Source organism: Microbispora triticiradicis (assembly GCF_005864065.1).
Classification (GTDB): Bacteria; Actinomycetota; Actinomycetes; order Streptosporangiales; family Streptosporangiaceae; genus Microbispora; species Microbispora triticiradicis.
Genome location: NZ_VANP01000009.1, coordinates 194292 through 219508, shown reverse-complemented (window position 1 = coordinate 219508; position 25217 = coordinate 194292). Strand labels below are relative to the sequence as shown.

The window sequence follows — 25217 nt, the reverse complement described above, 5'->3', positions numbered from 1 at the left end:
TTGACCCGGCAGAGGTTATCCGGCGGCGGCAGGGTCGTGCATGAGATCCGGAATTTCCCGATAAAGGCCGAGGTCGGTACGGCGGATCAGGCGGTCTCGGACCTGATCAGGCGGAGGAACGCCTTGATGCCCGACAGGACCTCCTGGTTGTCGGTGAGACGGCTGAGGGAGTCCTCGAACTTCCTGCCCACCGCGTCGAGGCGGCGATCGAGGTCGTCGGCGCGGGCCGTGGCCGCGTGCAACCCGGCGCGCGTCTCCGGGACGAGGGCGTCGAGGCGCTCGGCCAGTTCGGTGGCCCGGGCCTCCAGCGCCGCGACGCGCTCGGCCAGCGCGACGGCGTCCTCGCGGGGGTAGCGGACCTCCTCCAGCATCGTGGTCATCCGGCCGCGCAGGTGGGCGAACCAGGCGCCCGCCGGCCGGAGGAACGTGGCGAGCAGGTAGAAGACCGCGAAGTAGTAGCCGACCGTCTCACCGGAGAAGTACGTGATCACCGCGAGGAGGGCGGCCGACACCAGATGAGCGGCGACGGCGGCCCGGCGCATGCGGACCGCGATGCGGCGGGCCTCGGCCTCCCGTTCCGGTGGGACCGTCATCCCGCGCTCGCGGCTGACCCGGATCTCGTGGATCAGCGCGTGCGCCTGGAAGTACACGTTCCACGGAAGGGTCAGGAGCACGATCAGCCAGATCAGGCACAGCGCCCCGAATCCGAGGGAGACGACCACCGGCAGTGGGACGTCCACCACGTAGACCAGGACGATCCCGGCGATCGTCGAAATGATCGTCAGAAAGACGATTCCGCTTCTGCTCACGACGGCCCTTCCCTCAGGTGTTCCGGGCACCAGTGTCGCCGCCGGACCGCGGCACGGGCATGAGCATGATCACCCGGATCGTCTGAGTAGGACCGCTCAGTGAGGAAGGGGTGACCCGCGAGGACGCGGGCCACCCCTGACGGGAAGGAAGGGTCAGAAGACCGGGACCCCGTCGCGGACGAGCTTCCAGTTCGCCTCGGCGAAGGTCGCCGGGTCGATGGTGCCGGTCCCCGCGGCGTACTCGATCAGCGCCTGGCGGATCTCCACCTGGGCGTTGTACACCACGGGAGCCGTGCTGACGTGCGGGAACCCGCCGCCGCCCGACTGGCGGTAGTTGTTGATCGCCACGATGAACTGCTGGTCGGCGGCGACGGGACTGCCCTGGTAGGACAGGCCGGCGATGCGCTGGCCGACCGGCTTGGCGATGTCGATGTCGTACGTCACGCCGGACAGCTGGTCGTAGTTGTAGTCGGGCGTGCCGCCGGCGTTGGTGAGCGTGGCGAGGTCGATCGGCGCGCCCGGGGCGACCTGGGCGAAGTACTTCGCCGAATACTCCAGGAAGTCCTTGATCTGGGCGCCCGTCATCTTGATGCCGAGCAGGGTGTTGTCGTAGACGTACAGCCCGGCCATGTCACGCACGCTGACCGGGCCGGCCGGGAACACGGCGGTGCGGCTGAACGGCGCGGCGATGGACAGCACGGGCAGCGAGGCGTCGGCGGTGCCCGCGACGCCCTTGCTCACGAGCTCGGTCTGCACCTTCTGGATGTAGTCGAGGATCGGCGTGTCCTTGTACGGCGACTCGGCCGCGGACAGTTGCTCCTTCGACTGCGCGACCACCTGGTTGACGTAGCCGACGGTCTTGTCGTGCTGCTTCTTCATCAGCGCGACGATCTTCGGGTCCTCGGCCACGCCGTTGGTGTTCAGCGTGGTGGACGACTTGCCGGTGACGGTCCACTTCCCGCGCTCCTTGGCGAGGGTGAAGTCGACGACGCTGAGGCGCTGGCCCCACCTGCCGGGCTCGGTGAGCAGCACCTGCCGCCCGGTGGCCTTGTTGGTGACGAACCGCTGCGGCACGTCGTTGTGGGCGTGCCCGAACAGCACGGCGTCGACGCCGGGCACCTCCTCGGCGACCATGGCGGCGGCGTTCTCCACCGGCAGGTCCGAGCCGTACGACGACAGGCCGTTGTCGCCCGCGTGGGCGGTGACCAGGACGACGTCGGCGCCGAGGCCGCGGATGACCGGCACCCACTTCTTGGCGGTCGCGACGAGGTCGAGGAACTTCAGCTTCCCGTCGACGTTCGCCTTGTCCCAGATCGCGACGCCGGGGTTGGTGAGGCCGAGCACCCCGACCTTGATCGGCTTCTCGCCCTTGACGTTCATCGTCTTGATGACGAACGGCCGGTAGGCCGGAAGGCCGGTTCCGGCGGAGACGGCGTTCGCGCCGAGGACCGGCGCCTTCATCTGCTTCACCCACGCGCCGAGCAGCGGCAGGCCGTAGTTGAACTCGTGGTTGCCGAGCGTCACGGCGTCGTACCCGATGGCGTTCATGGCCTTCGCCATGGGGTGGGTCTCGCCGGTCGAGGTGATCGGCTCGATCTTGGCGTAGTAGTAGTCCAGCGGTGTGCCCTGGAGGGTGTCGCCGGAGTCGAAGAGCAGGGTGTGGCCGGCGCCGCGGTCGGCCCTGATCTGCGAGACCATCGTCGAGATCTTGGCCAGGCCCACGTCGTTGTGCGCGCTGTCGTCGTACTCCGCGTTCTTGTAGTAGTCCCAGTTGAGCGCGTTTCCGTGGATGTCGGAACTGGCCATGACGGTGATCTTCACCGTCTTGGCGGGTGCCGCCGAGGCGGCGGCGCCGGGCAGGAGGAGACCGAGGGCCACGGTGGTGGCGCCCGCGGTCAGCCTGATCGCTGAACTCATGGTGGGTGACGATAGTGTCACGCAATTACCAAGTGGTCACGAAGTTCTTAACCGGACATGTCGCTACAAGGTGACACGCTTCTCACTGAGGCCGGGGTAGGACCGATGAGGTGGCCGACAAACTCGAGACGTACCGGGCGAAACGCGACCCTGCGCGCACCGGCGAGCCCATGCCCGCCGACGGCCCGTCGCCGCGGGGTGAGGACGACACGTTCGTGATCCAGGAGCACCACGCCCGGTCCCTGCACTGGGACCTGCGCCTGGAGCGGGGCGGCGTGCTGGTCTCGTGGGCGATCCCAAGGGCCTGCCGCCCGACCCCGCGACCAACCATCTCGCCGTCCACACCGAGGACCACCCCATGGAGTATGCCCACTTCGAGGGCGAGATCCCCAGGGGCGAGTACGGCGGCGGCACGATGACGATCTGGGACCGCGGCCACTACGCGACCGAGAAGTGGAGCGACCGCGAGGTGAAGGTCGTGCTGAGCGGTTCCCGGGTGGCCGGGCGCTACGTGCTCTTCCGGACCCGCGGCCGCAACTGGATGATCCACCGGATGGACCCGCCGGACGGCGGGTGGGAGCCCCCGCCGGCGCGGCCGGCGCCCATGACCCCGGTGAGCCGGACCCGCGTCCCCCGCGACCCCGAACGGTACGCCTGGGAGTTCTGGTGGGGCGGGCGGCGGGCGCTGGCCCATGTCGAGGGCGGCAGGCTCACCCTGCGCGACGCGGACGGCGCCGACGTCACCGCGGAGCACCGCTGGTTGCGCCCGCTGGCCGAGTCGCTCGGCAGCCGGGCCGTGATCCTCGACGGCGAGGTGGCGGCCCTCGGGGCGACCCTCGTCTACGTCTGCTACGACCTGCTCTACGACGACGGGCGGTCGCTGCTGGACGAGCCGTTCGAGCGCCGCCGTACGCGCCTGGAGGCGCTCGCGGTGAACGGGCCGCGCTGGCAGACCGCGCCGTCTTGGCCCGGGGAGGTCCACGCGGTACGGCGGGCGGCGGCCGAGCAGGGCCTGCCGGGCGTGGTGGGCAAACGGCTCGACTCGGCGTACGCGCCGGGGGAGGAGTCCGCGGCCTGGGTGCGCCTGCCGGGTAAGGGGGACGGCGCGGGGTAGTCGCCGGGTAGGGGAGGTGCGGCCATGAGCGGTCCCAGTGGAAGCGGGGAGGCCGGGCGGCGGCATCCGGTCACCGGCGAGCACAGGTACGAGCAGGAGATCACCTCGGCGGACGAGCACGAGGAGCGGCCGGGACGCAGCCTGGTCACCACCGACCACGAGGTGATCAGGCGATGGGCGGGGGACCGGGACGCCACTCCCGCCACCGTCCCCGGCACCGAGCACGAGGGCCGTCCGGGGGTTCTCCGCTTCGACTTCCCGGGCTACGGCGGCGAGGACCTGAAGCACATCTCCTGGGACGAGTGGTTCAGGACGTTCGAGGAGCGCCGGCTCGACTTCGTCTACCAGGAACATCGCAAGGACGGCAGCCCGAGTAACTTCTTCCGCCTGGAGAACCCCGGCCGGGAGGACGCCTAGCCTGCCCTCCACGTGGGGGTCAGCCGGAATACGCCAGAAAGGGGCCGCGGGTGTGCGGGCCTTGGAGGTCAGCGGTGCGCGCCGCTGGGCTCCTGCTCAAAGGCACCCCGACGAGAAACCTGCCCGGCTAGGGCAGGTCAGTCCCTGGTTGGCAGGGCGGCGCGGGCGATGACGTCACGTTTGGCCGCTTCGTGTTCGGCGGCCTCGTGTTCGGCGGCGGTGCGCCTGTCGTAGGCGGCGCGGGCCGCGGCGATGGCGTTCTGGTGTTCCTCGGTCCAGTGGACCAGGGCGCGGATGGTGCTGTGCAGGGTCGCGCCCATCTGCGTCAGTTCGTAGTCCACGCGTGGCGGGACGGTCGGGTGCACCGTTCGGCTCACCAGCCCGTCGCGTTCCAGGTGCCGCAGGGTGCGGGTCAGCATCCGCTGGCTGACCCCGTCGATCGCGCGGCGCAGCTCGGTGAAGCGCAGGCTGCGCTTGTCGAGCAGCGCGATCACCAGGAGCGACCACTTGTCGGCGATGCGGTCGAGGATCTGCCGCACCTCGCAGTCGGCGCGCTGGTCCCATTGGAGAACGTCGTCGTCGACGACGGTATCCGCGCAGTAACCGAGGGACTCGAAAGTGCCGTCTTCCATGGTCACCGATGGTGCCTAACGATGCTGTCGATTACAAGAGGGAACCGGCAGGCACTCGGGGAACCACCCGGGACCGGTTCCCGATCGAGAGGAAGTCGGGAACCGATGTCCAATTCCGTCACCAGATCCGCTGATGGGCCCGCCCGCATGTCGGGGCGCGCGTGGGGCGTGCTGCTGGTGCTGTGCGGCGCGATCTTCCTGGAGGGGATCGACGTGGCGATGCTGAACGTGGCGCTGCCGGCGATCCGCGCCGATCTGGGCCTGTCCACCGGGATGCTCAGCGGGGTCGTCAGCGCCTACGTGCTGGGCTACGGCGGGTTCATGTTGCTGGGCGGACGCGCCGCCGACCTGCTGGGCCACCGCCGGATGTTCGTGTCGTGGCTGGCGGTGTTCCTGGTCTTCTCCGGGCTTGGCGGGTTCGCCACCGAGGGCTGGATGCTGCTGGTCGCCCGGTTCGTCACAGGGGTCGCGGCCGCGTTCATGGCACCCGCCGGGCTGGCGCTGGTCACGTCCAACTTTCCGGAGGGGCCCGCGCGCACCAAAGCGCTCGGCGTGTACGCGGGGACGGCGGCGGGCGGGTTCTCGCTCGGCGTGGTCGCGGGCGGCGCGCTCGCCTCGGTCGGCTGGCGATGGGTGTTCTTCGCGCCGGTCGGCCTGTCAGCGCTGATCCTGGTGGCGGCCCTGGCCCTCGTCCGCGGCACCGGCGGCGAGCGGCCCTCGGGCGGCTTCGACCTGGCGGGGGCCTTCGCCATCACCGCAGCGATGCTGCTGATGTCCTACGGGGTGGTCCGGTTGGAGCATCCCGGTGACGGCCCCGGCCTGACCGTCGGCGTGTTCGTCGCGGGCCTGACGCTGCTGGGGCTGTTCACCGCAGTCGAGCGGCGCTCTTCGTCCCCGCTGGTGCGGCTGGGGATTCTGCACTCGGCGCCGCTGGTGCGCGTCAACGTGGCCGCGCTGTTGTTCCTGGCCGCGTTCGCGGGCTTCCAGTTCCTGGCCACCTTGTACCTCCAGGAACTGCGCGGCTGGAGCACGATGCAGACCGGTCTGGCCATGCTGGTGATCGGCATCGACACCGTCCTCGCGCCCGTCCTGACGCCGCGCCTGGTGAACCGTTTCGGCAACACCCGCGTGCTGTTCGGCGGCCTCGTCCTCGCGGCGGCCGCGTACGCGCTGTTCCTGCCCGTCAGGATGGACTGGACCTATGCCGCCATGTTTCCGGCGCTGCTCCTGCTCGGTTCGGCCTTCTCCCTGGCGTACGGCCCGCTCACCATGGCCGCCACCGACGGCGTCGCCGAGGACGAGCACGGCTTGGCGGGCGGCCTGCTCTACACCTCCATCCAGTTCGGAACGGCGCTCGGACTGTCGGCCGTCACCGCCGTCAGCGTCGCCGCCGGCACGGGCCTGGACGCCCTGCGCACAGCGCTGATCGTCCCCGTGACGGCGGCCGCACTCGGCGCCATCGTCATCGCCTTCGGCCTCCGCGCCCCCGCCACGCCCAATGGTCCAGCCCAACCGGCACCAGCCGAGGCCGCGACCACCGTCTGAGCAAGGGCCACCGAGAGGAAGGAACGAGCGTTGGCCACACACGTGACATCGTTCGCCGAGATCAACAGCCGGTTCGACGCCTACATCGGCGACATCGTGTACGCGACCATGACCACCGTCGACAAGAAGGGACGGCCTCGCGCGCGGCAGCCGGAGGCGGACGTGCCCACCCGGCGAGTCCCAGGTGGTTCTCAGGTGGTCCTCGCGGAGCGGACGAACCCGAGATCGGCGGCGTAGTCCTCCAGCTTCGCCCGCAGCTGGCGGCGTCCCCGGTGCAGGCGCGACATCACCGTGCCGATGGGGACGTCCATGATCTCCGCGATCTCCTTGTAGGCGAAGCCCTCCACGTCGGCGAGGTAGACGGCCATCCGAAAGTCCTCCTGCAGTTCCTGGAGCGCCTGCTTCACCCGGGAGTCGGGCAGGCTCTCCAGCGCCTCCACCTCGGCGGATTTCAGCCCCGTCGAGGTGTGCGAGGCCGCCTCGGCGAGCTGCCAGTCCTCCACGTCCTCCGTCACGGCCCGCTGCGGCTGGCGCTGCTGGCGCCGGTAGGTGTTGATGTAGGTGTTCGTCAGGATGCGGTACAGCCAGGCCCGGAGGTTCGTGCCCTCGCGGAACTGGTGGAAGTTGCTGAACGCCCGCATGTAGACGTCCTGCACGAGGTCCTCGGCGTCGGTGGGGTTGCGGGCGAGCCGTAGGGCCCCGGCGTAGATCTGGCCGATGTACGGCAGCGCGTCCCGCTCGAACCGCAGCCGCCGCCGTTCGACCGTCGTGTCGTCGACGATCGTCATTTCCCCACCTCCTTGAGGGACTGCCTTATAGTTACGACCGCTTTGTCCGATCCGGTCGCACGGGTCCGCCTACCCCTGGTCTCTGTTTCAACACGGCTTGCCACCGGCTTTCCGGTTGGCGCCGGGCGGCCGCCCTGACCCACGCCTCGACACGGTCGGGCAGGGCGGCCGGAGAAGAACCCCTGGCGGCCGGTTCTCAGGCCGCGTCGCGGCGGCCGGTGGACCGGATCGTGCCGCTGGAGGACGGGCCACCGGAGGTGGGACCGCCCGCGGGCGGGCCGCCGGGAGCGTGCGGGGCGAGGTCGGCGCCGCGCGGGGTCCGGTACGGCTCACGCGCCCGCAGGTCCACGGTCTGGATGGTCCGGCTGATGTCGCTGGGCGTCACCAGGCCGACGATCCGGCCGTCGTCCAGCACCACCGCCCGGCCGTCGGCGGAGCCGCTCATCCGCTGGAGCAGTTCGGTGAGGAGGTCGTCCGGCCGGGCCGACGGCACGTCCGGCGGCGGGCAGGCGATCTCCCGGAGCGGCGTGACCTCCCTGCGGCCGGGATCGACGGCCCGGACGCGGCCCAGCGTCACCAGCCCCGCGAACCGGCCGTCGTCGTCGACGAGCGGATAGGTGGACAGGTGGTGGCGGAGCACGAGCCGGTCGATCAGCCCGGCCACCGTCTCGCCCGGATGGGCCGTGATGGGGTGCCGGGACATGACCTCCGCCACCTTGATCCCGTGCAGCGCGGCGTCGATCTGCGTCTGCTGCTCCTCCGCGCTGGCGGCGTTGACCAGGAAGAGGCCGATGAGGGCCAGCCAGAGCCCCTGGAAGCCGAGCCCGGAGACGAGGTTGAGGAACCCCAGAACGATCAGCGTGTAGCCGAACACCCGGCCCGCCCGGGCGGCGGCGACGGCGGCCCGGAGGCGGTCGCCCCAGCGCGCCCACAGGAAGGCGCGGAGCACCCGGCCGCCGTCCAGCGGCGCGGCGGGGATCAGGTTGAACACCGCCAGCAGCACGTTCACCGCGGCCAGGTAGCCGAACATCCCGCTGACCAGCGCGGGCCCGCCAACGGCGGAGACCCCCCACGTCACGAGGGCGAAGAGGCCGCCGAGCACGACGCTGGTGAGCGGGCCGACCCCGGCGATCCTGAGGTCCGCGCCGGGGGAGCGGGGCTCGCCGCGGAGCTGGGCCACACCGCCGAGCAGCCAGAGCGTGATGCCGGTGACCTCCACGTCGTGCCGGCGCGCGACGATGGCGTGGGCGAGCTCGTGCGCGAGCAGCGAGGCCAGGAAGAGCACGGCCGACACCAGTGCGGCCAGCACGTACGCCGCGGTCGGCAGGCCGGGGAAGGCGATCGGGAACCGCCCGAAGGCCAGCCCGACGACCAGGATCACGACGATAACGAGAACGCTGACGTTGAGCCCGACCGGGACTCCGCCGATGCGGCCGAGACTGATCGACGATCGCATCCTGCCTCCCCTCGTCCCTGTGACAGGGCCTACCCACAAAGGCACAGGTCACGCGGTTGTGGAGGGCCTGGAGGCTGCGACGCACGGTCAGCGGGACGCCGCGGGGACCGCTGTGCGTATATCGCGCGAACCGTGTGGGAATCAGAACCCGCTCGTGATGCTCCGCCGACCTAATCCAAAGCGGCGCTTGACCGGCCGCTGGCTAAAGTTGGTGGCCAGCGTTGCGTACCGACCGTCGAAGGACAGTCGTCATGTCCGACCCATGGGCTGTGAAGCGCCAGCTAACCGTCGCGCTCAACGAACATGATCTGGAGGGCGTGCTCGAGATCTTCAGCCCGGACGCCGTCCTCGTCTCGCCCTTCGGTGTGGCGGAGGGACTCGAGCAGATCGGGTGGATGTACGAGCAGATCTTCAAGAGCTTCCCCGACTTCCACCTCTTCGCGTGGTACGAAGCCGTCACCTGCGAGGCGCCCCTGATAGTGGAGTGGACGGCCACGGGCACGCACCTCGGGCCCATCCTGCTGCCGAACGGGTGCGAACTGCAGGGGACCGGTCGCCCGGTCACCTTCCGCGGCACCTGCGCGTCCTTCGTCGAGGACGGCAAGATCAAGAGCCATCGGGAGTATTTCGACCAGTTGGAGCTGTACGCCCAGCTCGGTCTGTGCCTGGCGGTCCCGGGCTGAGCGCCGGCGCGCTCGGCGCGGCGCCGGCCGCGGACCTCGTCAGGCGGGTCCGCGGCCGCCGCCGGTGGATCACCTCAGATAGATGTTCGGCCTGGCGGGGGTCGCCATGCCGTCGCCGAGGAAGAAGCCCGGGTGGGGCGGCTGGTTGTAGGCGGTGTTCTGCCAGGCGATCGCCAGCCGGTACGTCGGGTCGTGCATGAGGGTGTGGATCTGCCGGGTGGTCGCGGTGGTCGTGCTGTAGATCCGCAGGGCGGTGTTGTCGCTCGTCGGCCAGACGACCTCCTCGCGCCAGTCGCCGAACAGGTCGGCCGACAGCGACGGGGTCGACTTGGTGCCGTTGTTGGAGTGGACCCCGCTCGCCGTCAGCAGCCGGGTGTCGCCACCGGTGCCGTACTTGTCGATGTGGGTGGCGTCGAGCAGCTCGCGCACCGGGTCGGCGTCCCACCACACGAGGAAGTTCGTCGAGCCGGGCTTGCGGCCGACGTTCTGTCCCCTGGTGTTGTAGACGCCGGAGACGGCGGACGACCACGACTCGGCGCCCGGGCTGCCGGACCAGATGTCGCCGGAGACGCCGCGCCCGTTGTCGCAGCCGCAGGAGCCGTTGGTCCAGATGATCGATCCGGTGCGGGCGTCGGCCATCCACGCCGCGGGCTTGCTGGTGTCCTCGTCGACCTTGAACACCTCCAGCCCGGCCCGCGACGGGTCGAGGTCGCCGACGTGCAGCGCGTCGCCGTGCCCGTTGCCCGTGTTCCACAGCGGCGCGCCGTTGTCGTTGACCGCCATCGCGCCGAAGACGATCTCGTCCCTGCCGTCGCCGTCCACGTCGGCCACCGCCAGGTTGTGGTTGCCCTGGCCGGTGTACTGGCTGCCGCTGGAGTTGGAGTCGAACGTCCACCGCTTGGTCAGGGAGCCGTTGCGGAAGTCCCACGCCGCGATGACCGTACGGGTGTAGTAGCCGCGCGACATGATCAGCGACGGGCGGGCGCCGTCGAGGTAGGCGGTGGCGGCGAGGAAGCGGTCCACCCGGTTGCCGTAGGAGTCACCCCAGGAGGAGACCGTCCCGCGCGGCGGGTCGTAGTTCACGGTGGACAGGGCGGCGCCGGTCTGGCCGTTGAACATCGTCAGGTACTCCGGCCCGGACAGGACGTAGCCGGAGGAGTTGCGGTAGTCGGCCGAGGAACTGCCGATGACCCTCCCGGTGCCGTCCTTGGTGCCGTCGGCGGTCTTCATCGCCACCTCGGCCCTGCCGTCGCCGTCGTAGTCGTACACCTGGAACTGCGTGTAGTGCGCGCCCGCGCGGATGTTGCGGCCGAGGTCGATCCGCCACAGGCGGGAGCCGCTGAGCCGGTACGCGTCGACGAAGACGTTGCCGGTGTACCCGGACTGGGAGTTGTCCTTGGCGTTGGACGGGTCCCACTTCAGCACGATCTCGTACTGGCCGTCGCCGTCGAGGTCGCCCACGCTCGCGTCGTTGGCGCTGTAGGTGTAGGAGACCCCGTCGGGCGTCGTGCCGCCGGACGGCGGCTGGATGGGCACGTCGAGGTGGTCGCCGCCGGTGAAGCGCAGCGACGTCTCCGACGACGCCTGCTCGGCGCCGTTCACCACGGCCCGCACCGTGTACGACGCGTCGGCGGCTGCTCCGGAGTCGAGGTAGTTCGTGGAGTTGGTGATCGGCGAGGAGTTCAGCCTGGTCGATCCCCGGTAGACGTTGAACCCCGTGCCGACGTTCTCGGTGCCGAGCAGCCGCCAGGAGACCAGGTTGCCGCTGCCGGACCGCACGCTGATCAGGCCGCGGTTGAGGTTCTCCATCTGCCGCGCCCCGGCCGGGATGGTCGTGGGGCTCGCCGACGGGCTCGGGGAGGCGCTGGGCGACCGCGTCGGGCTGGCGCTGGGCGAGGCGCTGGGGCTGGGTGACGCGCTGGGACTCGCGCTGGGACTCGCGCTGGGGCTGCTCGTGACCCCGCCGGTGCAGGTGGTGCCGTTGAGCGTGAAGCTCGCGGGCACGGGGTTGGCGGAGTCGTTCCACGAGCCGTTGAAGCCGAACGACGCCGTCCCGCCGGTGGGGATCGACCCGTTGTAGCCGGCGTCCTTCGCGGTCACCTGCGCGCCGCTCTGGGTGACCGTCGCGTTCCACGCCTGCGTCACCGTCTGCCCCGCGGCGTACGTCCAGTTGAGCGTCCAGCCGTTGACGGCGTCGCCGAGGTTGGTGATCGTCACGGAGGTGCCGAACCCGCCCTGCCACTGGTTCGTCACCTGATAGTCGACCCGGCAGCCCGCCGCCGCCGACGCGGGGAGGGCGGGCAGCGCCCCGGCTCCCGCGAGAGCGGCGGCCGAGGCCACGGCGGCGATCGACGCGAATCTTCGTCGTGTGGTCATCCAAACTCCAGACGAGGGTGCCGGTGGTGCCGGCAGGGCCGCGACGGCGTCCGGGACGCACCGCGGTCGCGACGGCGCCATGCCGGGTGCCGCGTCATCACAACGCGAAACGGGCGCTGTGGTCAAACACCCCCGATTCACCCATGTGGACGCAGCCGCCCGCCGCGTTCCCGGACGGCCGCCCGAGCAGGTGAGAGCGCTCGCGGCCGGGCCCGCACCGGTCGTCCCCGCCACGCCGGCCGGTGATGATCACTGAAAATTTCACCTCCGGGGCACGGCCATGCTGGGAACGTGCACAGACCCGACCGGCCGCCGGCTGCATCCGCGGCCTCCGCCGGGATCGAATACCGATGCGAAGACGTACGGCACGTCACGGCAAGAGGAGGAGCGGTCCATGCCACAGCCTGCCACGGTGATCGTCGTCGGCGCGGGACTCGCGGGTCTGGCCTGCGCCGTCCATCTGCGCAGGGCGGGGGTGGCGGTCCGGGTCCTGGAGGCCTCGGACGGCGTGGGCGGCCGGATCCGCACCGACATCGTGGACGGCTTTCGGCTCGACCGCGGGTTCCAGGTCTTCAACACCGGCTATCCGGAGGCCGCCCGGATCCTCGACATCCCGGCGCTGCGCCTGCGTCCGTTCACCTCGGGGGTGATCGTCTTCCGGGACGGGCGGCACGAGCGGGTGACGCTGCCGTGGCGGCATCCGCGCCAGGCGCTCAGCGGCCTGTTCGCCCGGGTGGGCACGCCGGTGGACAAGGCCGTGCTCGCCGCGGTGACCACCCGCGACCTGCTGCTGCCCGGCTCCCTCGTACGGAGGCGGGGCGGCGCCGAGCGCCGCACCACCGAGGAGGAACTGCGGCACTGGGGCGCGTCCCCGGAGGTCGTCGAGAACCTGTTCCGGCCCTTCCTGTCGGGGGTGGTCCTGGAGCGGGAGCTGGAGACCTCCGGCCGGATCTTCCACCTGCTCTGGCGGTCCTTCGTGCGGGGCGTCATCGGCCTGCCGGCCCTCGGCATGGGGCGGATTCCCGAGCAGCTCGCCGGCCGCCTCCCGCCGGACGCGGTCCGCCTGGAGACCCCCGTCGGCGCGCTGACCCCCACCGGCGTCGCCCTCGGGGGCGGGGGCGAGATGGAGGCGGCCGCCGTCGTGGTCGCGGCCGACCCGGCCACGGCGGGACGCCTCCTGCCCGGCCTGCCGGTGCCCGCGATGCGGTCGGTGACGACCTTCTACCACGCCGCTCCCGCGTCGCCGCTCTGGGAGCCGACGCAGATCGTGGACGCGGAAGGCGTGATCACCGACACGATCGTGGTCACCGACGCCGCGCCCGAGTACTCGTCCGACGGCCGCGCGCTGATCTCCACCTCGGTCCTCGGCGTGCACGGCGACCGGGACGAGCCCCGGGTGCGGGACCGGCTGGCGCGGATCTACGGCGACACCTCGTCGTGGGAGCACGTCGCCACCTACGCGATCGAGGCGGCCCTGCCCGCGATGCCGCCCCCGATGCCGCTGCGCCGCCCGGTGCGGGTGCCGGCCGAGGGCTCTGGGGCGCGGCGCTACGTCTGCGGCGACCACCGCGACACCGGGTCCATCCAGGGCGCGCTGGTCTCCGGACGGCGGGCCGCCCGGGCGGTGCTGGAGGACCTGCGCACGCGCCCGGTGGCGGCCCGGCAGGGCCGGACCGCCCGCGACCGCGCCGGTCAGGCCTGAGCGCCGGAGCCGTCGCCGGAACCGCTGCCGGAGCCGTCGCCGGTACCGCTGCCGGGGTCCTCGCCGGAATCCGCGCGGGCACCGTTGCCGGGCAGGTCCAGCCAGTGCTGCATGCAGACGATGAGCTCCTCGGCGTCGACGGGCTTGGTGACGTAGTCGCTCGCGCCCGACGACAGCGTCTTCTCCCGGTCGCCGTGCATGGCCTTGGCGGTCACCGCGATGATCGGCAGCTTGGCGAAGCGCGGCATGGACCGGATGGCGGCGGTGGCGGCGTAGCCGTCCATCTCCGGCATCATGATGTCCATCAGCACCAGGTCCACGTCGTCGTTGCGCATCAGCACGTCGATGCCCTTGCGGCCGTTCTCCGCGTACAGCACCTGCATGCCGTGCAGTTCGAGGATCGTGGTGAGGGCGAAGACGTTGCGCACGTCGTCGTCGACCACCAGGACCTTGCGGCCGACCAGCGCGCTGTCGACCTTCCCGGTCTCGTGCGCGCCCTCCTCGGCGGGCGGCTGCTGCACGAGCGGCAGCACGTCGCCGGGCTCGTTCGCCGACAGGTGCAGCGTGATCCGCTCACGCAGCTCGTCCAGGCTGGGCAGGCGCTCCAGCGGCTGGTTGCGCGAGCGCACCTGGAGCAGGTCCTCCTGCGGACGCGACAGCTTGCGCGAGTGGTGCGCGAGCACCGGCAGCGTCCGCAGGGAGGCGTCGCGGTCCAGGCCCCTCAGGAAGTCCGCCACGATGTCGTGGGGCATGCCGAGGTCGAGGACGATGCAGTGCACGCTCTCCCGGAGCAGCAGCGACAGCGCCGAGTCCGGGTCGTTCGCGGTCGACACCTGTACGGATCCGTGGGTGTCGCGCAGGTCCGCCGCGACGCTCTGCGCCAGCATCGACAGCAGGCCGCCAGGCCTGGCCTCGACGACCAGCAGGCGGCGGCGCGCCCCGCCGTCGCTCCTGCCGTCCCCGTTCTCGCCTGCCTTCTCGCCGTTCCTGCGGTCGGGTCCGGCGCCCAGGACGGCCGCGACGGCGCCGGCCGTCGTCACCGGGGAGACCTGAGTCCGCTCCGGCTCCGGCACGCCGGCCTCCGGCTCGTCCCGGTCCGCCAGGTTCTGGGCGGCGAAGTGGGTCAGCGGGAGATAGAGGGTGAACGTGCTGCCCTCGCCCAGCGCGCTCGTCGCGTGGATCTCGCCGCCGAGCAGGGTGGCGATCTCCCGGCTGATCGACAGGCCGAGGCCGGTGCCGCCGTACTTGCGGCTGGTCGTGCCGTCGGCCTGCTGGAAGGCGTCGAAGATCTGCGAGAGGTTCTCCGGGGCGATGCCGATGCCGGTGTCCACCACGTGGAAGGCGAGGACCTCCTGCCCGTCGGCGCCCGGCAGGTCCGCGCCGGGCGCGCGTTCGATGCGGAGCTCGACCGAGCCCGCCTCGGTGAACTTGACCGCGTTCGACAGCAGGTTGCGCAGCACCTGCCGCAGCCGCTGCTCGTCGGTCATCAGGCGGGCCGGGACGCCGGAGGCGACGGTGACGCCGAACCGCAGGCCCTTCTGGGTGGTCAGCGGCCGGAAGTTGGCCTCCACGTAGTCGAGGAGCTGACGCAGGCTGACCGGCTCCGGCGTGATGTCCATCTTGCCGGCCTCGATCTTCGACAGGTCGAGGATGTCGTTGATGAGCTGCAGCAGGTCGGTGCCGGCCGAGTGGATGACGTTCGCGTACTCCACCTGCTTGGGCGTGAGGTTGCGGGTGGGGTTCTGCGCGAGGAGCTGGGCCAGGATGAGCAGCGAGTTGAGCGGGGTGCGCAGCTCGTGGCTCATGTTGGCGAGGAACTCGCTCTTGTACTTGGAGGCCAGCGCGAGCTGCTGGGCGCGGTCCTCCAGCTCCTGACGGGCCTGCTCGATCTCGGTGTTCTTGGTCTCGATGTCGCGGTTCTGCTGGGCCAGCAGCTCCGCCTTCTCCTCCAGCTCGGCGTTCGAGCGCTGCAGCTCCTCCTGCCGCACCTGCAGCTCGGTGGCGAGCCGCTGCGACTCGGCGAGCAGCGCGTCGGTGCGGGCGTTGGCCACGATCGTGTTGACGTTGACGCCGATCGTCTCGACGAGCTGCTCCAGGAAGTCGCGGTGGGCCGTGGAGAACCGGCCCAGGCTGGCCAGCTCGATCACGCCGAGAACCTGGTCCTCCACCACGATCGGCAGCACGACGAGGCTGGCCGGACCGGCCTGCCCGAGGCTGGACGAGACCGTCAGGTAGGCCGGCGGGACCTCCTCCACCAGGATCGTCCGCCTGGCCTGCGCGGCCTGGCCGACGAGGGACTCCCCGAACGCGTGGCGGCGGGAGATCTCCCGGTGGCCGTAGCAGCCGACCACCCGCAGCTCCGCGCCCGCCGGGGTCTCCTCCGCCAGCAGGAACGTGCCGTGCTGCGCGTTGACCAGCGGAGCCAGCTCGTTCATGACCAGCTCGGCGACCGCCGACAGGTCGCGGTGGCCCTGCATGAGCCCGGAGATGCGGGCCAGGTTGGTCTTGAGCCAGTCCTGCTCCTGGTTGGCCCGGGTCGACTCGCGCAGCGACTCCACCATGGAGTTGACGTTGTCCTTGAGGTCGGCGAGCTCGCCCTCCGCGTCCACCGTGATGGAGCGGGTGAGGTCGCCGGAGGTCACGGCGCTGGTGACCTCGGCGATCGCGCGCACCTGGCGGGTGAGGTTGCCGGCCAGCTCGTTGACGTTCTCGGTCAGCCGCTTCCAGGTGCCCGACACGCCCTCGACCTCGGCCTGCCCGCCCAGCCGTCCCTCGCTGCCCACCTCGCGGGCCACGCGGGTGACCTCGGCGGCGAACGACGAGAGCTGGTCGACCATCGTGTTGATGGTCGTCTTGAGCTCCAGGATCTCGCCCCGGGCGTCGACGTCGATCTTCTTGGTCAGGTCGCCCTGGGCGACCGCCGTCGTGACCTGGGCGATGGACCGCACCTGGTTGGTCAGGTTGTCGGCCATCGAGTTCACGTTGTCGGTGAGGTCCTTCCAGGTGCCCGCCACGTTGGGCACCCGGGCCTGACCGCCGAGCTGGCCTTCCGTGCCGACCTCGCGGGCCACGCGGGTGACCTCGTCGGCGAAGGCGCTGAGGGTGTCGACCATGGTGTTGATGGTCTGGGCGAGCGCGGCGACCTCGCCCTTGGCCTCCACGGTGATCTTCTGGGAGAGGTCGCCCTTGGCGACGGCGGTGGCGACCTGCGCGATGGACCGCACCTGGCTGGTGAGGTTGGACGCCATGACGTTCACCGAGTCGGTGAGGTCCTTCCAGGTGCCCGACACCCCGCGTACGGTCGCCTGGCCGCCCAGGCGGCCCTCGGTGCCGACCTCCCGGGACACCCGGGTGACCTCGTCGGCGAAGGACGAGAGCTGGTCGACCATCGTGTTGATGGTCTCCTTGAGCTCCAGGATCTCGCCCCGGGCGTCCACGCGGATCTTCTGCGACAGGTCGCCGCGGGCGACCGCCGTCGTGACCTGGGCGATGGACCGCACCTGGTCGGTGAGGTTGTCGGCCATGACGTTCACCGACTCGGTCAGCGCCTTCCAGGTGCCGGAGACGCCCTTCACGTCGGCCTGGCCGCCGAGGCGGCCTTCGGTGCCGACCTCGCGGGCGACGCGGGTGACCTCGTCGGCGAAGGCGCTGAGGGTGTCGACCATGGTGTTGATGGTCTGGGCGAGCGCGGCGACCTCGCCCTTGGCCTCGACGGTGATCTTCTGGGAGAGGTCGCCCTTGGCCACGGCGGTGGCGACCTGGGAGATGTTGCGGACCTGGCTGGTGAGGTTGCCGGCCATGAAGTTCACGGAGTCGGTGAGGTCGCGCCAGGTGCCGGAGACGCCCTTCACGTCGGCCTGGCCGCCGAGCTGGCCTTCGGTGCCGACCTCGCGGGCGACGCGGGTGACCTCGTCGGCGAAGGACGAGAGCTGGTCGACCATGGTGTTGACGGTGTTCTTGAGTTCGAGGATCTCGCCTCGGGCGTCGACGGTGATCTTCTGGGAGAGGTCGCCCTTGGCGACGGCGGTGGTGACCTCGGCGATGGAGCGGACCTGGCTGGTGAGGTTGCCGGCCATGAAGTTCACCGAGTCGGTGAGGTCGCGCCAGGTCCCGGCCACGCCGGGGACCTGCGCCTGGCCGCCGAGCTGGCCTTCGGTGCCGACCTCGCGGGCGACGCGGGTGACCTCGTCGGCGAAGGACGAGAGCTGGTCGACCATGGTGTTGACGGTGTTCTTGAGTTCGAGGATCTCGCCTCGGGCGTCGACGGTGATCTTCTGGGAGAGGTCGCCCTTGGCGACGGCGGTGGTGACCTCGGCGATGGAGCGGACCTGGCTGGTGAGGTTGCCCGCCATCGCGTTCACCGAGTCGGTGAGGTCCTTCCAGGTGCCGGAGACCGCCGGCACCTCGGCCTGGCCGCCGAGCTGGCCCTCGGTGCCGACCTCCCGCGCCACCCGGGTCACCTCGGAGGTGAAGAGGGAGAGCTGGTCGACCATTCCGTTGAAGACGGTCGCTATCTCCTGCAGCAGCCCGTCGCCGTCCTCCGGCAGCCGGGTGCCGAAGTCTCCGTCCCGTACGGCGGTCAGGCCCGCCAGGAGTTCCCGCAGATCCAGTTCCGGATCGCCGCCGGCGGCGCGGGATGTTCTCGCGCGCTTGACGGTGCCAGCTCTCTCGACCATGTCCACCCTCGCGATCCCGTCTGACCAGGAAAAGAAAGCATATAAAGCACCGCCGGGCGCGTCGCCCCGCGGCCGCGCGAATGGTACATCTCGCAGGGTGCGAACGCCGTATCTCCCCGGGAGACCTGGGGAGACGCGGGACGGCCGGAAGGGGCCCGGAGAGGCCCGGTGAGATCTGGCGCGGAGGGGCTCAGCCCGTGGAGTCGCGGCCGGCGTCGAACGCCTTCTCGTAGTGTTCGCGGGCCTGCTCGACCACCGCGTCGTCGATCCACGCCACCGGCTCGACGTGGTCGATGAGCGGCTCGTGGTCGGGGCCCCGCCCCGCCACCCGGCCGGTCAGCACCCAGGCGTGCCGCTCCTCGTCCTGCTCGGCCAGATGTGTGTACTTGCACATCTGGCGGGCCAGCCAGTCGTGCGTCGATCTCGTCCACCAGTGCTCGGCGTCGAGCACGGTCACCGACAGCCCGGGCAGCTCCAGGCCGCTCTCGTAGTCGACGCTGGGCTTGCCCTCGTCGGCGTCCGGCCCCTTCGAGTACCGCAGGTAGAGGCCGGGCCGGCGTTCGACCAGCTCGGTCAGCTCGTCCAGGCTCTTGATCGTCGGTAGTCCGCTCACCTCGCCCCTCCCGTGGCCGCGTCTCCTCCCCCCGCATGAACAGGGCAAACCCGTCTCATTCCGCCGGTGTCGAGCGGAACACCGACTGCGGCGGCTTCTTCGACTGGTAGAGCCACGCGTCGAAGAAGGGGCCGAGCTTCTGCCCGCTCAGCCTCTCCGCGAGGGCGACGAAGTCGGCCGTTGTCACCGTGCTGTACCTGTGCTCCTGCGCCCAGGTCTTCAGCAGGGTGAAGAACACCTTGTCGCCGATCTTCTCCCGGAGGGCGTGCACCGTCATCGCGCCGCGCAGGTAGATCGCGTTCTCGTCGAACATGTGCGCCTGGCCGGGGTCACCGGTCTTCAGGCGCCAGAAGGAGCCGTCCTTCCGGTAGAGCCGGTCGAAGGTGTCCCTGGCGGAGGGCCCGTCGTGCTGCTCCTCGTAGAGCCATTCCGTGTATTTCGCGAAGCCCTCGTTGAGCCAGATGTCCCGCCAGCTCCGCACCCCGACGCTGTCGCCGAACCACTGGTGGGCCAGCTCGTGCACGATCTCGGAGTCGTCGGTCGGGCCGCCGCTGTAGACGGGCCGGCCCTGCGTCTCCAGCGCCGTCACGGAGCCGCGGCCGTCCGCGACCCCGCCGGTGGAGGAGAACGGGTAGGGGCCGAAGAGCGACGACTCCCACCTGACCGCCTCCGCCGTGAGATCGTGCAGACGCTTCGACTTCTCCGCCAGCGCCGGGTCGTACGCCGTCACGTTCAGCATGCCGTCGACGGTCCCCTCACTGACCTCGAAATGGCCGATGGCGAGCATGGCGAGGTAGGGCGCCATCGGCTGCCGCATCTCCCACCGCACGGTCCGGTAGCCGTCGGAGCCGGCCGCCTCTTCCGCGCTCGCGCGCTCGCCGTTGGCCAGCACGGTCAGCTCCTCGGGCGCGGACACCCGGAAGCTGAAGGTGGCCTTGTCCGCCGGGCTGTCGTTGGCCGGGAACCAGCTGCGTGCGCCGTCCGGCTGGGACGCGACGAACGCGCCGTCCTTGGTGTTGATCCATCCCTGCTGGCCGGTGTCGTCCGAGACCGCCGTGAGCTTCCCGGCGTAGGAGACCGCGACCGTGAAGGTGGCCCCGGCCTTGAGCCCGGCGGCCGGAGTGATCACCAGTTCCTGGCCGTCGCGGCGGAAGCCGGCGCGGGCGCCGTCCACCGTCACGCTCTTGACCTCCGGTCCCGAGAAGTCGAGGTCGAACCGGGACAGGTTGTGGGTGGCGGTCGCGGTGATCGTCGCGGTGGCGTCCGCGGTGTGGTCGCCGGGGTCGAACCGGAGCCGCAGATCGTAGTGGCCGACGTCGTAGCCGCCGTTTCCCTGCAGGGGATAGTACGGATCGCCGATCCCCGGCGCGCCGGGAAGGAACGCGCCCGGCTCCGCGGCGGCGGGAGCGGCCGGGGACGCGATCATCATGACACTGGCGGCCAGGGCGGCTAATTTACGCACCATGTCCCCATAATGGGGATTTTCCGGAAAAAGCGGTAATTCATCACATTCTTCACATAAGACGCGAAAGCACCTCAAGCGTCGGCCATCACCTCGTTCACCAGATCGAGACCGAGGTCCTGCGCCCGCCGGACCGGCAGATCGGCGTCGGCGAACCAGTCGTCGGTCGCCTCCGGGTGCGGGCCGACCACGGCGACCCTGCCCTCGCCGTACGGGGTGACGAGGGCGGCGACGGCGCCGTTGGGATAGGTGGCCAGCACGGTGGCCCGGTTGCCCGGCTCCAGCAGGAAGCAGGGGCCGTCCTGGAAGAAGACGCTGCGCTCCCGGCCCCGCCATCGCACGTCGACGAGGGTGTCCTCCTCGTCGTCCACGGTGGCGCCCGGCGTGGCGATGTACTGGTCGGTGTCGCCCGGCAGCAGGGCGAAACCGGGAGTGGCGCCGGCGAGATAGCCGCCCAGGCAGAAGCCGAGGTACCGGCCGCCTCCGGCGACGTAGTCGCGCAGCGCGCCGCGGTGCCGTTTGAGGTGCCGGTAACCCCGGGACAGGTCTCCGCCGCCCGGCTGGGCGTACACCGCGGCCAGGGACAGCGACTCCGCCGTGAGCGGCACCTTCTCGTGCGGGCCCGTGTAGCGCACGTCGAAGCCCCAGCGGCTCGCCTCCAGCAGCCCGGCGACCGCCTCGGAGCACCCGGGAACCGAGGCCGGGCCCCGGTAGACGAGCGCGAGCGGCTGTCCGGAAGGCCGCAGCGGGGCCGGCTCGGAGCGGAAGGCGCGCCGTACAGCGCCGAGAATGCCGTCGAATCCCATCAGACCCTCACCCGATTCCCTGCCGCTCACCCATCGCGCTCACGATTCCCCGACGGCGGCCTGCGCCGGGATGCCGCGCCAGCTCGTCCCCGGGGTGAGCCGCTCGCCCTTCATCAGCAACGACAGGGCGCCGAGCGAGACGTCCTCGCCCACCACCGAGTCGTAGAGCACCACGGAACGGGCGCCGACGCTGGAGCCGGACCGGACCGTGACGGCCGACATCTTCATGACCCGGTCCTCGAACAGGTGGGTCTGCAGCGACACCCCCGGCCCGATCGCGACGTCGTCGCCCACCTCCACCAGGTCGAACTCGGTCAGATAGGTGGTCGCGATCCAGGCGCGCCTGCCGATGCGGGCCCCGAACCACCGCAGCACGGCCGGCAGGAACGGGGTACCGGCCAGGAGGGCGACCCCGGCGGGCACCGCGGCGGCCTCCCACAGCCCGGTGACGAACTCGGTGCGCCGGACGAACCGGCTCCACAACGGCTCCACTCTCGGCCGGTACGCGCCGATGAGGCGGCGTTTGAACGCGACGCAGCAACCGATCACCCCCAGCGACGCGGCGCCGGCGACGAGCGGCGCCGCGGCCGCCACCACGGGCAGGGGCAGGAGGCGCGCGAGCGCGTGCACGCCCAGGAGGTGGAGGTAGAGCGCGCCGCCGAACAGCATCGCCGGGAGCGTGGCGCGGAAGAACTCGACGCCCAGGCGGTGCAGCACCAGCAGGCGCGGCGGCCGGAACGTCTGGTCTTCCGGAAACGCGCCGCTGTCCTGCCGTACGGGAAGGTGCATCGCGGGCGAGCCCAGCCACGAGGTGCCCTCCGGCACGCCGTCCGGCGGCGGGACGGTGCTGACGCCCACCAGGGAGCCTGGCCCCATCCGCGTCCCGGCGGGGACGACCGCGGCGTTGCCGACGAACGCGCGCCTGCCGACCTCGGTGGGACGCAGGGCGATCCGGCCACGGGCGAAGCTGGCCGCGCCGACGCCCGCCATGTCGGCGACGAAGCTCTCCTCGCGCAGCGTGAGGAGATCGGGGTCGAGCTGCGCGGCCGTCGACACCTCGGCCCGGCGGCCGACCCGCGCGCCGAGCAGCCGCAGCCACGGCGAGGTGTACAGCGTGCCGTAGAGCGAGTTGGTCAGTGTCAGGCTGGACTCCAGGAGCTTGTCCACGGCCCACTTGCGCACGCCGAGGCAGGAACGCGCCGGATGGACGCCGGCCGGCGCCTTTGGCAGCACGAGCCGTTTGCCGGCGGCCACCACCGCGCAGACGACGGCCACGAACAGCGGACCCGCCAGGAGGACGGCGATCGGAGCGGCCTGCGGGCCCCAGGCGGCCACGACCGTCCAGATGACCAGGACGCTCGGCATGATCGTGGCCAGCAGGATCGCCTCGATGCAGACGAGGCCGGCCACGGCGGCGGCCACGTGGCGGGCCTTCCAGTTCCCTGCGCCGGCGGGGGCGCGCAGCATCGCCTCGACGGCCGGTCCCACGGACTCGACGGGGTTCGGCGGCGATCCGGCCCAGCGCCCTCCCCGCGGCACCGTCTCGCCGTGCGTCAGGGCCGACTGGTCGCCCAGCGCGGCGTGGCCGGCGACCCGTGCGCCCGGCCCGAGCGCGGCGCCGTTCCCGACGAACGCGTGCGGCCCGACCTCCACCGGGGCGACGACCACCCACCCGTCCTCCACCAGCCAGGCGTGCAGCGAGGCGCGGTAGCCGACCGAGGCCCCCTCGCCGATCCGCAGCATCGCCGGGAGGTTGACGTCGGCCGTCGCGACGGCGGTGGCGGGCCCGACCTTCGCGCCGAGCAGCCGCAGGTAGGGGGCCATCATGGGCGAGCCGCTCAGCGTCCGCAGCGGAGACAGGGACAGCAGCAGGTTCGTCGCCCACAGCCGCAGGTAGGTCGCGCCCCACAGCGGGTGACGACCCGGCCGGACGCCGCCCGACAGCGGCCGCACCAGCAGCACGGGCAGCAGCCAGCGCACCCAGACGTACGCGGCCGCCGCGGCCAGCGCCAGCGCGCCGACCAGGTCGGTCCCCGTTCCGGGGAGGAGCATCCAGCCCTCCTGCGTCCTGCGGCCCCCGGGGAGCGGGCCGCCGTGGGGCGTGGTCCAGGCGTACAGCGTGACGGAGACCGGCAACGTGACCATGAGGAGCAGCAGGTAGACGACCACGCCCTGGGCCGCCCCGGCGGCCGCGACCGCCCGGCCGCCGTGCCGCAGCGGCCTCGGGCGGGGACGGGAGGCCGGCGCGCGTCCGCCCCCGCGGCCTCCGTTCGCGGAGAGGTGCGCGGCGAGGCGGCGTACGGTCGGGTTCGCGTAGAGGTCGCGCACCGCGAGCCCCGCGCCGATCTCGCTCGTCCGCAGGAGCGACACGATGCGCGCGGCCAGCAGGGAGTGGCCGCCGAGGTCGGTGAAGAAGTCCGCCTCGACCGACAGCGACTCGGGGTCGAGCCCGAACTCCTCCGCCCACGCGGCGCGCAGTCGTGTCTCCAGTGCGCCCTCGGCGGGCGCCACCGGCCCCGAGCCGACCAGCCGGCGGCCGCTCGGCCGCGGCAGCCGCCCGCGGTCCACCTTGCCGCTCGGCATGGTGGGCAGGGCGGCCACGACGTCCAGGAATGACGGCACCATGTAGGCCGGCAGGCGGCGGCTCAGGCGATCACGAAGCCTCCCGGTCAGCGCCTCGTCGTGGCCGTTCGCGGGCACGACGTAGGCGGCCAGTTCCCCGTCCGGTCCGTCCACGCCCGGCGCGGGCATCAGGGCGGCCACCGCCTCGGCGACGCCGGCGTCCTCCAGCAGCACGTTCTCGATCTCGCCCAGGTCCACCCGGTGTCCGCGGATCTTCACCTCGGCGTCGGAGCGGCCGAGGTATTCGAGCTCCCCGGTCGCGGTCACCCGGCCGAGGTCCCCCGTGCGGTACAACCTGCCGCCGGGGGGCGCCAGCGGGTGTTCGACGAAGCGGTCGGCGGTCAGGGCGGGACGGCCGACGTAGCCGCGGGCGACGCCGGGGCCCCCGATGCAGATCTCGCCGACCTCGCCGTCCGGCACCGGGTCGCGCCGTTCGTCGAGCAGCACGACGGTGTAGGTGGGCAACGGCCTGCCGATGGTGACCGGCCGTCCCGGCAGCAGTTCGGCGCAGGTCGCGGTGACCGTCGCCTCGGTCGGCCCGTACGTGTTGAGCATCCGCCGCCCCGGCCGGCTCCACCGCTCCACCAGCTGCGCCGGGCAGGGCTCGCCCCCGACGAGGATGGTGCGCAGGGACGGCACGTCACGCGGGATCGTCGCGAGCAGCGTCGGGACGCAGTACAGGATCGTGATTCCGTGCTGGTCCAGGAAGTCCGCCAGCTCCGCGCCGAGCTGCCGGGAGCCGGCCGGTCCCGCGACGAGGGCCGCGCCGGCCGACCAGGTCGGCCAGATCTCCTCGACGGAGAAGTCGAAGGAGATGGACATCCCCTGGTAGACGCGGTCGTCCGGCCGCACGCCGTACAGCTCCGGCACCACGCCGAGGAAGTTGCAGATGCTCGACTGGGCCACCTCGACACCCTTCGGGCGCCCGCTCGACCCGGAGGTGTACATGACGTACGCGGCCGGGTCGTCGTCCGCCGCGCCGTTGAGCGGTCCGGAGAACGGACGGGTGGCGGGCGCCGACGCGATCAGGTCCGCGGAGGTGTCGAGGGCGAGCACGCGGCGACCCGGCGCCCTGACCTCCGGAGCCCGCCCGGACGTGGTGAGCACGAGGTCGACGCCGGCGTCGCCGAGGATGTAGGCGGCCCGGTCCGGGGGCGACTGCGGGTCGAGCGGCACGAACGCCGCCCCCGCCTTGCCCACCGCGAGCAGCGCCAGGTAGGTGTCCGGCGACCGCGGCAGCAGGATCGCCACCCGGGAACCGCGTCCGGCCCCCAGGTCGCGCAGGAGGTGCGCGAGCCGGTTCGCCCGCGCGTCGAGCGCGGCGTAGGTCCAGCTCAGCCGCCCGCACTCCAGGGCCGTCGCCGACGGCGTCAGGTCGCAACGGGATTCGAAGACGTGGTGCAGGCGTCTGGGCGACCTCCCGGGCAGGGCCCGCGAGGCGTCGGCCTGCGCTGTTCGAGATAAGTAAGCCGGCATGATCACCCTTTGGCCGATCGCGTACGGACGGGTGGGCGTGATCGTCGGTGGCCCCGCGTACGCTCGGGTGCGACCCTCCGCGGGACACGGACGCGCGGGGACGCCCGTCGCGACGCTGTCGAC

The 25217-nt window shown here is 71.5% G+C and carries 17 protein-coding genes and 1 pseudogene; 7 read left to right on the top strand and 11 right to left on the bottom strand.

Translation table 11 applies throughout. The features are described from left to right. Positions 1–86 precede the first annotated feature (86 nt). Together FED44_RS23615 and FED44_RS23610 are read right to left on the bottom strand one after the other, a co-directional pair. Positions 87–809 (bottom strand): hypothetical protein, encoded by a 723-nt coding sequence (locus FED44_RS23615; protein WP_111697291.1) that lies wholly within the window; start codon positions 807–809, stop codon positions 87–89. A 153-nt stretch (positions 810–962) separates the two neighbouring features. Next, positions 963–2726 carry a bifunctional metallophosphatase/5'-nucleotidase gene (locus FED44_RS23610; protein WP_138462078.1) on the bottom strand — a complete coding sequence of 588 codons (1764 nt, stop codon included), beginning with the start codon at positions 2724–2726 and terminating at the stop codon, positions 963–965. A 170-nt stretch (positions 2727–2896) separates the two neighbouring features. Between FED44_RS23610 and FED44_RS38520 the strand changes: the two are divergent. The 3 genes and pseudogenes from FED44_RS38520 to FED44_RS23600 all read left to right on the top strand — a co-directional run. Then, positions 2897–3189 (top strand): annotated as a pseudogene (locus FED44_RS38520) (DNA polymerase ligase N-terminal domain-containing protein); the annotation flags it as partial. Between the two features lie 78 nt (positions 3190–3267). Continuing rightward, positions 3268–3840, top strand: coding sequence for an ATP-dependent DNA ligase (locus FED44_RS23605; RefSeq protein WP_416360973.1), 573 nt, complete (start codon positions 3268–3270; stop codon positions 3838–3840). A gap of 24 nt (positions 3841–3864) precedes the next feature. After that, the gene (locus FED44_RS23600; RefSeq protein ID WP_138462077.1) at positions 3865–4257 is read left to right on the top strand and encodes a hypothetical protein; all 393 of its coding nucleotides are present in this window, start codon (positions 3865–3867) and stop codon (positions 4255–4257) included. Positions 4258–4394: 137 nt separating this feature from the next. Here the strand turns inward: FED44_RS23600 and FED44_RS23595 are convergent, their stop codons facing one another. Then, positions 4395–4889 carry a winged helix-turn-helix transcriptional regulator gene (locus tag FED44_RS23595; RefSeq protein WP_111697295.1) on the bottom strand — a complete coding sequence of 165 codons (495 nt, stop codon included), beginning with the start codon at positions 4887–4889 and terminating at the stop codon, positions 4395–4397. Between the two features lie 105 nt (positions 4890–4994). Here FED44_RS23595 and FED44_RS23590 point away from each other — a divergent pair, with 105 nt between their 5' ends. Both FED44_RS23590 and FED44_RS36550 read left to right on the top strand, forming a co-directional pair. After that, entirely contained in the window at positions 4995–6434 is a 1440-nt protein-coding gene (locus FED44_RS23590) for an MFS transporter (protein WP_244302180.1), read from the top strand. 30 nt (positions 6435–6464) lie between these two features. Further along, a complete protein-coding gene (locus FED44_RS36550; RefSeq protein ID WP_187406026.1) occupies positions 6465–6671 on the top strand; it encodes a pyridoxamine 5'-phosphate oxidase family protein in 207 nt (68 codons plus the stop codon). Here FED44_RS36550 and FED44_RS23580 read toward each other — a convergent pair. After that, positions 6626–7222 carry a sigma-70 family RNA polymerase sigma factor gene (locus FED44_RS23580; RefSeq protein ID WP_138462076.1) on the bottom strand — a complete coding sequence of 199 codons (597 nt, stop codon included), beginning with the start codon at positions 7220–7222 and terminating at the stop codon, positions 6626–6628. The genes FED44_RS36550 and FED44_RS23580 overlap by 46 nt on opposite strands. 196 nt (positions 7223–7418) lie before the next feature. Then, positions 7419–8678: a site-2 protease family protein gene (locus tag FED44_RS23575; protein ID WP_138462075.1), complete on the bottom strand. Its 1260-nt coding sequence runs from the start codon at positions 8676–8678 to the stop codon at positions 7419–7421. Between the two features lie 251 nt (positions 8679–8929). On the opposite strand from FED44_RS23575, the gene FED44_RS23570 reads away from it, so the two are divergent. Continuing rightward, a complete protein-coding gene (locus FED44_RS23570; RefSeq protein ID WP_111697299.1) occupies positions 8930–9361 on the top strand; it encodes an ester cyclase in 432 nt (143 codons plus the stop codon). A gap of 69 nt (positions 9362–9430) precedes the next feature. Here FED44_RS23570 and FED44_RS23565 read toward each other — a convergent pair whose 3' ends face one another. Then, on the bottom strand, positions 9431–11737 hold the full coding sequence (locus FED44_RS23565) for a rhamnogalacturonan lyase family protein (protein ID WP_138462074.1): 2307 nt from the start codon (positions 11735–11737) through the stop codon (positions 9431–9433). A gap of 394 nt (positions 11738–12131) precedes the next feature. On the opposite strand from FED44_RS23565, the gene FED44_RS23560 reads away from it, so the two are divergent. Beyond that, the gene (locus FED44_RS23560; RefSeq protein ID WP_138462073.1) at positions 12132–13439 is read left to right on the top strand and encodes an NAD(P)/FAD-dependent oxidoreductase; all 1308 of its coding nucleotides are present in this window, start codon (positions 12132–12134) and stop codon (positions 13437–13439) included. On the opposite strand, the gene FED44_RS23555 is transcribed toward FED44_RS23560, so the two are convergent. The 5 genes from FED44_RS23555 to FED44_RS23535 all read right to left on the bottom strand — a co-directional run bounded on the left by FED44_RS23555 (position 13430) and on the right by FED44_RS23535 (position 25094). Next, entirely contained in the window at positions 13430–18115 is a 4686-nt protein-coding gene (locus FED44_RS23555; protein ID WP_138462072.1) for a HAMP domain-containing protein, read from the bottom strand. The two genes, FED44_RS23560 and FED44_RS23555, sit on opposite strands and share 10 nt — an antisense overlap. Before the next feature lie 190 nt (positions 18116–18305). After that, the gene (locus tag FED44_RS23550) at positions 18306–18728 is read right to left on the bottom strand and encodes a DUF6098 family protein (protein ID WP_138462071.1); all 423 of its coding nucleotides are present in this window, start codon (positions 18726–18728) and stop codon (positions 18306–18308) included. Positions 18729–18783: 55 nt separating this feature from the next. Next, positions 18784–20193: a M1 family metallopeptidase gene (locus tag FED44_RS23545; protein WP_138462070.1), complete on the bottom strand. Its 1410-nt coding sequence runs from the start codon at positions 20191–20193 to the stop codon at positions 18784–18786. Positions 20194–20264: 71 nt separating this feature from the next. Beyond that, positions 20265–20996: a BPL-N domain-containing protein gene (locus FED44_RS23540; RefSeq protein WP_111697304.1), complete on the bottom strand. Its 732-nt coding sequence runs from the start codon at positions 20994–20996 to the stop codon at positions 20265–20267. 39 nt (positions 20997–21035) lie between these two features. Then, positions 21036–25094 carry a Pls/PosA family non-ribosomal peptide synthetase gene (locus FED44_RS23535; protein ID WP_138462069.1) on the bottom strand — a complete coding sequence of 1353 codons (4059 nt, stop codon included), beginning with the start codon at positions 25092–25094 and terminating at the stop codon, positions 21036–21038. Positions 25095–25217: the final 123 nt, after the last annotated feature.